The organism is Allobosea sp. (genome assembly GCF_030694325.1).
In the GTDB taxonomy this organism is placed as follows: domain Bacteria; phylum Pseudomonadota; class Alphaproteobacteria; order Rhizobiales; family Beijerinckiaceae; genus Allobosea.
The window spans coordinates 22,900-32,903 of the sequence record NZ_JAUXYO010000035.1; the positions used below are offsets into that span (position 1 = coordinate 22,900).

Here is a 10,004-nt window from a genome sequence, read left to right on the forward strand (position 1 = left end):
ATGAAGAAGGGGGCGGTCAGGCGGCCGCCGCGACGGCAGAGGCGGGAACGAGGTGGCAGGCCGTGAGCCGGCCATCGGCGCTCGGACGCAGGGCGGGTTCCTCCTCCCGGCAGCGGGTGACGGCGCGCGGGCAGCGCGGATGGAAGGCGCAGCCGGCCGGCCGGTCCACCGGATTCGGCGGATCGCCCGGCAGGATGATGCGCTCGCGTGTTCCGCGCAACGCCGTCGGAACCGCCGAGACGAGCGCCTGGGTATAGGGATGTGCCGGGGCGTGAAACAGCGCCTCGGGCAGGCCCTGCTCGACGATCTTGCCGAGATACATCACCGCGACCTCGTCGGCGATCTGCCGGACAACCTTGAGATCGTGGCTGATGAAGAGATAGGCCGTGCCGAAGCGGGCCTGGAGGTCCTGCAGCAGGTTGATGACCTGCGCCGCGACGGAGACGTCGAGCGCCGAGATCGGCTCGTCGCAGACCAGCAGGCCCGGATTCAGCACCAGGGCGCGGGCGAGAACCACACGCTGCCGCTGCCCGCCCGAGAGCTCGTGCGGATAGCGGGCGAACAGGTCGCGGCGCAGCCCCACCGCTTCGAACAGCGCCAGGGCCTTCTCGCGCCGGGCGGCGGCGTTCGCCTCCAGCGCGTGGATCGCCAGCGGCTCGACGACCTGCTCGCCGACGCGCAGGCGCCGGTCGAGCGCGGCGAGCGGGTCCTGATGCACCATCTGCATGCGCCGCCGCAGCGCCCTCCAGGCCCGGTCGCGCTGCGCGCCGACGGCCTCGCCCTCGAAGCGGATCGTGCCGCACGTCGCCGGCAGCAGGCCGAGAACGAGCTTGGCGGTGGTCGACTTGCCGCAGCCGGACTCGCCGACGATGCCAAGCGTCCGCCCGGCCGGGAGCGAGAAGCTCACCCCGTCCACCGCGTGCAGCAGCCGGCGGCTGCCGCCCGACAGCGCCACCGGGTAATGGCGGGCGAGATCCCGGACCTCCAGCAGCACGCTCATCACAGGGCCCCGGCCAGGGCAGAGGCGGCGGGTGGCGGGAGCGCCGCGTCGGGCTGCGCCGTCTCCGCCAGCCGCAGGCAGGCCGCCCGGCGGTCCTGCCCGGCATAGGTCAGCGCCGGCACCTCGCTGCGGCAGGCTTCGGCTGCGATCGGGCAACGCGGCGCGAAGGCGCAGCCTTGCGGCATGGCCTCGGGCGAAGGCACGGTGCCGGGGATCGGCGTCAGCCGCAGGCGCGGACCGGCGAGTGTCGGCAGGGCCGCGAGCAGGCCGCGCGTATAGGGGTGGCGTGGCCGCGACAGCAATTCCGCCGTCGGCGCGGTCTCGACGATGCGGCCGGCATACATCACCGCCACACGGTCGCAGAGATCGGCAACCACGCCGAGATCGTGCGAGATCAGCACCAGCCCCATGCCGGTCTGGGCGCGGATGTCGCGGATCAGGTCAAGAATCTGGGCCTGGATCGTCGCGTCGAGCGCGGTCGTCGGCTCGTCCGCGACCAGCAGCTCGGGTTCGCCGGCCAGAGCGAGCGCGATCATCACGCGCTGGTTCATGCCGCCGGAGAATTCGTGCGGATATTGCCGTAGCCGGCGCGGCGCATCGGCGATGCCGACGCGGCCGAGCAGGCGTAGCGCCTCGGCCTGTGCCGCCCGGCCGCGCAGGCCGCGATGCAGCGCCAGCACCTCAGATAGCTGCGTACCGATCCGCTGCACCGGGTTGAGCGAACTGGTCGGGTCCTGGAAGATCAGGCCGATCTGCCCGCCGCGGATGCGGGCGATCTCGCGCTCGCTCAGGCGCGTGAGATCGGCGCCCTGCAGCCTCACCGCGCCGCGTGTCGCGACACCGCGCCCGAGCAGGCGCAGCGCCGCGAGCCAGGTCACGCTCTTGCCGCAGCCGGATTCGCCGACGATGCCGAGCGCCTCTCCCGCTGCGAGCGACAGGTCGATGCCGCGCACGACCGGCAGCGGCCCGTCCCGTCCTTCGAAGGTGACGGAATAGTCCCGCAACTCCAGCAGCGGGCCGGAACCGTCCGGGGCGCGCGACGGCACGGGCGAATGAAGCGTTGACGGAAGAACTGTCATGGCGCGGCAGATACCGCCGCGTCGATGACCGTCTCGTGACAGCGGCCTCTCGCATTTGCGGCGCAGCGCGGGCTGTGATTTGCCTTGTGCCCGCCGCGCCAGCGGACGAGCCGGAGCACCGCCGCCGTGAACAGCCGCCAGATCGAGACTTTTGTTGCCGTCATGAAGGCCGGCACGATCTCGCGGGCTGCCGAACTGCTCGGCGTCACCCAGCCCGGTGTCAGCCGCACCATCGCCGATCTCGAGACCTCCGTCGGTTTTCTGCTCTTCGACCGGGTGCGCAACCGCATCGTGCCGACGCCGGAAGGGCGCCTGCTTTATGAGGAGGTTCAGGCCGCCTTCCGCGGCATGGACAAGATCCGCTCGGCCGCGGCCCGCATCCGTGACCATGGCGCCGGCCAGATCCGGGTCGCCTCGCTCTCGGCGCTGGGGGCTTCGCTCGTTCCGCGAGCCGTCAGGCGCTTCCGCGACCGGCGCCCCGACACGGCGGTGACGCTGATGGTGCTGCCCTCGCGCGACGTCCGCAACGGCGTCGCCGCCGGCGAGTTCGATCTCGGCCTGGCTGCCGACGAGGTCGATGTCAGCGGCCTCCTTCATCAGCCCTTCGTCGCGCCGCGCGCGCTCTTTGCGATCCCCGCCGGGCATCCGCTCGCGGAGCGGGCGGTCATCACGCCCCATGATCTCGCAGGCCTTGATTTTGTCGCTTATGTGCCGGAGGACAGGGCCCGCCAGCGGCTCGACCTCGCCATCGCCGAGGCGGGAGCACTGCCGCCGCGCATCGTCGTCGAAACGATCTATGCCGCCACCGTCTTCGCGCTGATTTCGGAAGGGGTCGGCGTCGGCCTGGTCAGCCCCTATGCGATCGCGGGCTTCGATCAATCGCGGATCGTGCTGCGGCCTTTCGAGCCTGCGGTGCACAGCAAGAGCGTTCTGCTGCTGCCCGCCGATCGGCCGAAATCGCAGCTGGTGCGCGATTTCATCGATTGCCTGATGGCAGAGCGCTAAAGCACGCGACCGACGGAAAAGCCATAACAACCAGGCATCATGTCATGCCTCGCGCCTGATTGCGGCGCCGGGCGGATGGCTTACGCATGAGTCCCAGAGAGGGATTTCCATGCATGACCTGACCCGCTGCGTTCACCACCCGGCCGTCAACGAGGAGGGCTATGCCTCGCTCGCCGTGCCGACGCACCGCGCCTCGACCATCGTCTACAAGGACGCGGCAAGCTTCGCGGCGCGCAAATATCGCGGCTTCGACGGCTACACCTACGGGCTGCACGGCACCCCGACGACCCGCACGCTGGAGGCACAGCTCACCGCGCTGCATGGCGGTGTCCGCACCGTGCTGGTGCCGTCGGGCCAGGCGGCTGTGACCATGGTCATGCTCGCCGTGCTGATGCCGGGCGACAAGGTGCTGATCCCCGACCATGTCTATCCGCCGGTGCGCAGCTTCTGCCAGGACTACCTGAAGCCGCGCGGCATCGATTACGGCGTCTACGATCCGCTGATCGGGGCCGCCATCGTCGATCTCATCGACGACGCCACCAAGCTGGTCTGGGTCGAGTCGCCGGGTTCCGGCACGATGGAGGTGCAGGACGTGCCCGCCATCGTGAAGGCCGCCAAGGCCAAGGGCCGTCTCGTCGGCTGCGACAACACCTGGGCGACGCCGCTGATTTTCAAGCCGCTGGCTCATGGCGCCGATTTCGCCTGCGAGGCGCTGACCAAATATGTCGGCGGCCATTCCGACCTGCTGCTCGGCTCGATCACCGTGGCGGACATGGGCCTGCGCCAGAAGCTCAAGGAGCTGCTGCGGGGCTATGGCGTCGGCGTCTCGCCCGACGAATGCCAGCTCGCCTTGCGCGGCATCGAGACGATGGGGCTGCGCGTCGCGCATATGGGCCGGGTTTCGGAGGATTTCGCCAAGCGCCTGGCGCATTCGCCGGCGGTCGAGACCGTGCTGCACCCGGCGCTGCCCTCCTGCCCCGGCCACGAGCACTGGCGGCGCGACATGGGCCGCTCCTCGGGCGTGTTCAGCCTCGTGCTGAAGCCGGTGGCGGAGGAGGTGCTGGAGGCCGCGCTGACGGCGCTCAAGGTCTTCGCCATCGGAGCCTCCTGGGGCGGCACGCGCAGCCTGATCGCGCCGATGGCGGTGAAGGGCGACCGCAGCGTGGTGCCCTGGAAGCCGGAGGGCACCGTGTTGCGCATCAGCATCGGCCTCGAGGACGAGGACGATCTCTGGAACGACCTCGACGCGCTGCTGGTCGCGCTGGAAGGCCGGGCCGGAGCCGCGGCGGCCTGACGCGCGCGAGGCCGCAGCCGCCAGACGAAAGAGAAGACGACGTTCCGGATTCGACGACGCGGCGGGCAACGCATCCGCCGCGCGGGGAGAGCTGCGTCCGATATCCACCAACAACGACAAGGGGAAAGACGATGAAGCAATGGATTCTCGGTGTGGCCGCCTTGGCGGCCGCCACCTTGCCTGCCACGGCGCAGACGGGCCCGACGCTCGCCAAGATCAAGGAACGTGGCCACATCATCTGCGGCACCAGCCCCGGCGTCGCCGGCTTCTCGATCCAGGATGCGGCGGGGCGCTGGAACGGCTTCGACATCGACATCTGCCGGGCGCTGGCGGTTGCCATCTTCAACGATCAGGACAAGGCCAAGTTCGTGCCGCTGACCTCCAAGGACCGGCTGATCGCGCTGCAGGGCGGCGAGATCGACGTCCTGCCGCGCACCACGACCTGGACGCTGTCGCGCAATCTCGGCCAGGGCGTCACCTTCACCGCGGTGAACTACTATGACGGTCAGGGCTTCATGGTCGCCAAGAAGCTCGGCGTGACCAGCGCCACCAAGCTCGACGGCGCCTCGGTCTGTGTGGCGCAGGGCACCACGAGCGAACTCAACCTCGCCGACTATTTCCGCAAGCTCGGCATGAAATACGAGCCTGCCGCGTTCTCGACATCGGAGGAGGCGCTGAAGGCCTATGAGGCCGGGCGCTGCGACGCCTATACGACCGATATCTCCGCGCTGGCGGCGGTGAAGCTCAAGCTGCAGGACCCCGACGCCTATGACGTCCTGCCGGAGGTGATCTCCAAGGAGCCGCTGGGTCCCTGGGTCCGCACCGGCGACGAGGGCTGGTTCAACCTCGTTCGCTGGACGGTGGCGGCGCTCGTCAATGCCGAGGAGCTGGGCGTGACCCAGGCCAATGTCCGCGAGATGACCCGATCGGCCAATCCCGAGATCCGCCGCTTCCTCGGGCTCGACGGCAAGTTCGGCGAGGCGATGGGCGTGAGCAACGACTGGGTCGTCCGCATCATCGCCACCGTCGGCAATTACGGTGAATCCTTCGAGCGTTATCTGGGCAGCCAGTCGCGGCTGAAGCTCGCCCGCGGCCCCAATGCGCTCTGGACCAATGGCGGCCTGCAATACAGCCCGCCCTTCCGCTGAGGCCGGCCAGCGCTCGCGGCAGCGATGTCACGCCGCCGCGAGCGCCCGTAGCGGCGTGACGATCAGGCGCCCCTGCGGATCGGAGGAGAAGGTCGCCTCGACGCCGAAGATGGAGGCGACCATCGCGGCGTCGATCACCGCCTCGGGCCGGCCGCAGCAGGCGGTGCGGCCTGCGCGCATCACCAGCACCCGATCGGCGAAGCGCGCGGCGATGTTGAGGTCGTGCAGGATCACGAGCGTGGTGAGGCCCCGCGCGCGGGTCATGCGCAGCACGATCTCCATCACCTCGAGCTGGTGGCGGATGTCGAGCGCGCTGATCGGCTCGTCGAGCAGGAGCAGCGACGGCTCGGATGCCAGTGCCTGCGCCAGGAAAACGAGCTGACGCTGGCCGCCGCTGAGTTCGCCGAGATAGCGCGAGGCCAGCGGCATCAGATCGAGTTCGCCCAGAACCGCTTCGACCGCGGCGAGATCCTCCGGACGTACCCGCAGGCCCAGACGCCCGAGACGCCCGAGCAGCACAGCCTCCAGCACGGTCAGCGCGGCACGGGCGCCGATGTCCTGCGGCATGTAGCCGATCCGCTCCGGCCGCAGGGGCGAGCCGTCGAACCTGACCACGCCCGCATGCGCCACCAGCCCTGCGACGGCCTTGACCAGCGAGGATTTGCCCGAGCCGTTGGGGCCGATGACGGCGAGCACCTCGCCGGGATGCGCGGCGACATCCACCGCCTCGATCGCCTGCGTTACGCCGTAGCGGACGCTCAGCCCTTCGACGGTCAGCTTCACCAGAAGGCCCTCCGGTTGCGCAGGATCAGCCAGACGAAGAAGGGCACGCCGATCAGCGAGGTGACGATGCCGATCGGCACGATCGCGCCGGGCAGAACGGTCTTGCTGGCGATCGAGGCGAGCGAAAGCAGCAGCGCCCCATACAGCGCCGAGGCCGGCAGGAAGCTGCGCTGGTCCTCGCCGACGAGCATCCGCGCGATATGCGGCGCCACCAGCCCGACGAACCCGATCGTGCCGACGAAGGCGACCGCCACACCGGTGAGCGCCGAGATCAGCACGAAGGAGCGCAGCCGTAGGCGCCGGACGTCGACGCCCAGTCCCCGCGCCCGCTCGTCACCGAGCTTCAGCGCGGTGAGCCGCCAGACATCGGCGACGAGGACGGGGATGCAGGCGACGAGCACGACCGTTATGATCCAGAGCTTGCTCCAGCTCGCCTTCTGCAGCGAGCCGAAGAGCCAGAACACGATCTGCTGCAGCGCTTCGGGCGAGGCGACGAACTGCAGCAGCGCCAATAGAGCCTGGAACAGGAAGAGCAGCGCGATGCCCGCCAGCACCAGCATCTCGGGCGAGGATTCCCGCGCCTGGCCGATGCCGTAGACTCCCGCGCAGGCGATGCCGGCGAAGAGGAAGGCCATCAGCGGGATGCCCCAGGCCTCCGGCACCGGCATGGCAACGCCCAGCACGATGACGAGCGCCGCGCCGAAGCCGGCTCCGGCGGAGACGCCGAGCGTATAGCTCGACGCCAGCGGGTTGTTCAGGATGGTCTGCATGATCGCACCGGACAGCCCCAGCGCCGCCCCCACCACGAGCGCGACGAAAGCGATCGGCAGGCGGATCGACCAGACGATGGCGTCGACCGTGCGGTCCTGCGCCAGCCCGAACACCGACTTCGCCACCGCCGCGACCGGCAGGAAGGCCGGCCCGGTCGCGACGTCGAGCACGAGGCTGACCAGGATGGCGACGCAGCCGAAAACCAGCACGGCCGCGCGCCGCGCCCCCATCGCGGCATAGGTCGCGGTGAGGGAGAGCGCTGTCATGGCTTCAGCGGCAGCATCCAGGTGCCGCTGAAGGAGATCGGCAGATATTGCTCGTGATAGGCCTTGAAAGACGCCACCGGATCGACATCGGCGAACTGCTCCGGATAGAGCCGCTTGCCGATGTATTGCATCGCCACGAAGTCGTAGAGCGTGCGGGCGAGCCCGTGCTCGATGGCGTTGATGTCGCCGGCTTTGATCGCCTTCAGATTCGCCCAGCCGGGACGCTCCGCATAGGGCTTCAGGCTGGCGCGGGTCTCCGTCTCCGCGATGTCGTAGCCGGTGCGCACCGCCTTGGGCCGGTTCACCCAGGAGGACGATGCCATCAGGATCAGGTCCGGGTTCTCGGCGATCACGGCTTCCGCGTTGAGCGGTCCCCAGGGGCCGGGGATCTTGCCGGTGGCGATGTTTTCGGCACCCAGCGTGGTGATGATCTTGCCCCACATCGTATTGTTGTAGGTGTTGCCGATCGTCTCGGCCCCGGCCTGGCCGAGCTCGACATAGACTTTCTTCGTCGGGGCGCCGGCCGCCTTGGCCTTCGCGACGCGGGCGAGCACGTCGTTGTACTGCCGCTCATAGAGGCCAGCGAGACCTTCGGCCCGGCCTTCCGTCCCCATCACCTTGCCGAGTGCGCGCGTCGAGGCGAGATGGCGCTCCAGCAGCTGGGCGTTGTAGTCGATGATGACGACGGGGATGCCGGCGCCCTCGATCTGCTGGATCTGCGTCGAGAGCGCCTTGTAGCCCCATTCCGACATCAGCAGCACGTCGGGCTTCAGCCCGATGACCTTCTCGGCACTGAAGCTGTTGTCGTCGCTGTGGCCGATATCGGGCATCGCGGCGAGGTTGGGGATCACCGCCTTGTAGCGGTTGAAGATCACCGGCCGCCAGCCTTCCCAGGGCGCGCGCGAGATGCCGACGACCTTCTGCCAACCTTCGACGCCGGCGACCGCGGTGAACTCCTCGAAATTGAAGTTCACCGCGACGCGCTTGACCGGCAGATCGACCGTGACCTTGCGGCCGAGCGCGTCGGTGATCTCGGTGGGGGCGGCGAGCGCCGACAGCGATGAGGCCAGCAGGGCCGCGCCGGCCATGAGCGATTTGAGCGAGAAACGCATGTGGTGTCGCCTTTCTCGCTTCAGTGCTTGTGGCCGGTGTCGCGGGCGCCGACGGCCTGAACGGTGAACTCGACGGCGACCGTGCCGGCCTTCTCGAACTGCAGCGTGCCCTTGACGCGCTCGCCCTCCTTCAGCGGGCGCTTCAGATCCATGAACATGATGTGGAAGCCGCCGGGCTTCAGCTCGGCCTTCTCGCCGGGCTTGACCTCGAGCCCCTTGTCCAGCGGCCGCATCGTCATGATGCCGTCCTTCACCGCCATCTCGTGGATCTCGACGCGGCCGGCGATTTCCGACGAGCCACCCAGCAGCCGGTCTGACGCGCTGCCGCCGTTCTGGATCGTCAGATAGCCGCCGGCCACCTTGGCGCCGCCGGGCGTCGCGCGCGTCCAGGGATGGTCGATCTTGAGTGCGCCGAGCGTATAGTCATGGGCGAGCGCGACGACGCTGGTCAGGGTGAGCATCGCGGCGGCGAGGTAGTGCACGGGCTTGTTCATCCGGGTTCTCCTTGGGTTTGAAGGCGTATGGGTCACGGCCGGATCTCGACCGTCTCGGTGAGGCGGATCATCTCGAAATCCGAGATCAGGATGGCGAGCTCGACGCTCCAGCGGCCGGGGCGCGGCAGGCTGAGATCGTCGATCCGCCAGACACCATCTGCGCCGCGCATCGCCGGGCGTTCGATCGCCTCGATGCCGGCGGCGGGGTTGGCGAAGGAGAGGGTCAGTTCCCTCGCCGGCAGCGGGCCGAACTCGCCGTTCATCAGCATGATCGCCACCGCGACCGGTCCTGCGCGCCCCGGCGTGAGCGTGACGTCGGCCATCGCGGTGAGCGTGTGGATATGAAGGTTCGCCGGCTGCGCGGCCGCGATGGCGAGCGCGCGCGGCGGCGGGGTGAAACGCCAGAGTGCCGCCGTCCCGAAGATCGCGAGCATCAACATGAACTCGACGGCGATGATGCGTGCCAGGGCGCTGGCTGCGGCCGGCCGCCCGGCTTCGATCCGTGACGTCAGCCGCCAGCGGTTGAATGCGGCGAGCCCCAGCACGAGCGCGACCAGCCCGAGCTTGGCCAGCAGCACGCGGCCGTAATTCGTCTCGATCAGCGCGGCGGGCCGCTCGACCTGCACCACCGCGAGCACGAGCCCGCTGCCGAGCAGCACTGCGACGATGGCGGCGATGCGCGCGGAGAAGCGCCGCAGCGTCGCGGCCGCGTCGGGCTGTCGGATGGCCTGGATCAGCGGCAGCAGGGCGCCGGCCCACAGCGCGATGCCGGCCGCGTGCAGGAACACCGCTGGTCGCATCAGGGCTTGCGGGTTGGCCGCGCTGGCATGGCCGCTCGACGCCAGCGCGAGCCCCGCCAGACCGACGCCGAACAGGCCGGCTATCCTGGTGGCGAGGCCCGTCAGCCGCAGCGCCAGGAGGCCGCTCGCCAGCGCGCCTGCGGCGATCGCCAGCATCGATGCCAGGCTGGTGCCCAGCGCCGCGCGCCAGACCGCTGGCTGGAAGACCGCCTTGAGGTCCGCCCCGAGTGCGTCCAGCCCCTGCGCCACCAG

Annotated in this window: 10 protein-coding genes; 3 read left to right on the top strand and 7 right to left on the bottom strand. The window is 69.5% G+C overall.

What is annotated here, in order from left to right; all coding sequences use genetic code 11:
• Window positions 1–16: 16 nt before the first annotated feature.
• Both Q8M82_RS01645 and Q8M82_RS01650 read right to left on the bottom strand, forming a co-directional pair.
• The gene (locus Q8M82_RS01645) at window positions 17–1,000 is read right to left on the bottom strand and encodes an ABC transporter ATP-binding protein (protein WP_305689647.1); all 984 of its coding nucleotides are present in this window, start codon (window positions 998–1,000) and stop codon (window positions 17–19) included.
• Window positions 1,000–2,046: an ABC transporter ATP-binding protein gene (locus tag Q8M82_RS01650; protein WP_371126200.1), complete on the bottom strand. Its 1,047-nt coding sequence runs from the start codon at window positions 2,044–2,046 to the stop codon at window positions 1,000–1,002. The genes Q8M82_RS01645 and Q8M82_RS01650 overlap by 1 nt, the downstream gene beginning before the upstream one ends.
• Window positions 2,047–2,205: 159 nt before the next feature.
• Here Q8M82_RS01650 and Q8M82_RS01655 point away from each other — a divergent pair, with 159 nt between their 5' ends.
• From Q8M82_RS01655 to Q8M82_RS01665, 3 genes are all read left to right on the top strand, one after another.
• Window positions 2,206–3,084, top strand: a complete 879-nt coding sequence (locus Q8M82_RS01655) for a LysR substrate-binding domain-containing protein (protein WP_305689648.1) — start codon at window positions 2,206–2,208, stop codon at window positions 3,082–3,084.
• Between the two features lie 109 nt (window positions 3,085–3,193).
• Entirely contained in the window at window positions 3,194–4,378 is a 1,185-nt protein-coding gene (gene metC / locus Q8M82_RS01660) for a cystathionine beta-lyase (protein ID WP_305689649.1), read from the top strand.
• A gap of 131 nt (window positions 4,379–4,509) precedes the next feature.
• Window positions 4,510–5,526: an amino acid ABC transporter substrate-binding protein gene (locus Q8M82_RS01665; protein WP_305689650.1), complete on the top strand. Its 1,017-nt coding sequence runs from the start codon at window positions 4,510–4,512 to the stop codon at window positions 5,524–5,526.
• A 27-nt stretch (window positions 5,527–5,553) separates the two neighbouring features.
• Here the strand turns inward: Q8M82_RS01665 and Q8M82_RS01670 are convergent, their stop codons facing one another.
• The 5 genes from Q8M82_RS01670 to Q8M82_RS01690 form a co-directional block, all read right to left on the bottom strand.
• On the bottom strand, window positions 5,554–6,309 hold the full coding sequence (locus tag Q8M82_RS01670; RefSeq protein ID WP_305689651.1) for an ABC transporter ATP-binding protein: 756 nt from the start codon (window positions 6,307–6,309) through the stop codon (window positions 5,554–5,556).
• On the bottom strand, window positions 6,306–7,346 hold the full coding sequence (locus Q8M82_RS01675; protein WP_305689652.1) for a FecCD family ABC transporter permease: 1,041 nt from the start codon (window positions 7,344–7,346) through the stop codon (window positions 6,306–6,308). Before Q8M82_RS01675 ends, Q8M82_RS01670 begins: the two co-directional genes overlap by 4 nt.
• Window positions 7,343–8,458 carry an ABC transporter substrate-binding protein gene (locus Q8M82_RS01680; RefSeq protein WP_305689653.1) on the bottom strand — a complete coding sequence of 372 codons (1,116 nt, stop codon included), beginning with the start codon at window positions 8,456–8,458 and terminating at the stop codon, window positions 7,343–7,345. The genes Q8M82_RS01675 and Q8M82_RS01680 overlap by 4 nt, the downstream gene beginning before the upstream one ends.
• 20 nt (window positions 8,459–8,478) lie before the next feature.
• On the bottom strand, window positions 8,479–8,952 hold the full coding sequence (locus Q8M82_RS01685) for a copper chaperone PCu(A)C (RefSeq protein ID WP_305689654.1): 474 nt from the start codon (window positions 8,950–8,952) through the stop codon (window positions 8,479–8,481).
• 32 nt (window positions 8,953–8,984) lie between these two features.
• The coding region (locus Q8M82_RS01690; RefSeq protein ID WP_305689655.1) for a copper resistance D family protein at window positions 8,985–10,004 on the bottom strand (1,020 nt) is incomplete at its 5' end.

Excerpts from the sequence above, each read along its gene's own strand:
- Q8M82_RS01645 (WP_305689647.1), bottom strand. The coding sequence starts at position 1,000 with ATGAGCGTGCTGCTGGAGGTCCGGGATCTCGCCCGCCATTACCCGGTG.
- metC (WP_305689649.1), top strand. The coding sequence starts at position 3,194 with ATGCATGACCTGACCCGCTGCGTTCACCACCCGGCCGTCAACGAGGAG.
- Q8M82_RS01665 (WP_305689650.1), top strand. The coding sequence starts at position 4,510 with ATGAAGCAATGGATTCTCGGTGTGGCCGCCTTGGCGGCCGCCACCTTG.
- Q8M82_RS01675 (WP_305689652.1), bottom strand. The coding sequence starts at position 7,346 with ATGACAGCGCTCTCCCTCACCGCGACCTATGCCGCGATGGGGGCGCGG.
- Q8M82_RS01680 (WP_305689653.1), bottom strand. The coding sequence starts at position 8,458 with ATGCGTTTCTCGCTCAAATCGCTCATGGCCGGCGCGGCCCTGCTGGCC.
- Q8M82_RS01685 (WP_305689654.1), bottom strand. The coding sequence starts at position 8,952 with ATGAACAAGCCCGTGCACTACCTCGCCGCCGCGATGCTCACCCTGACC.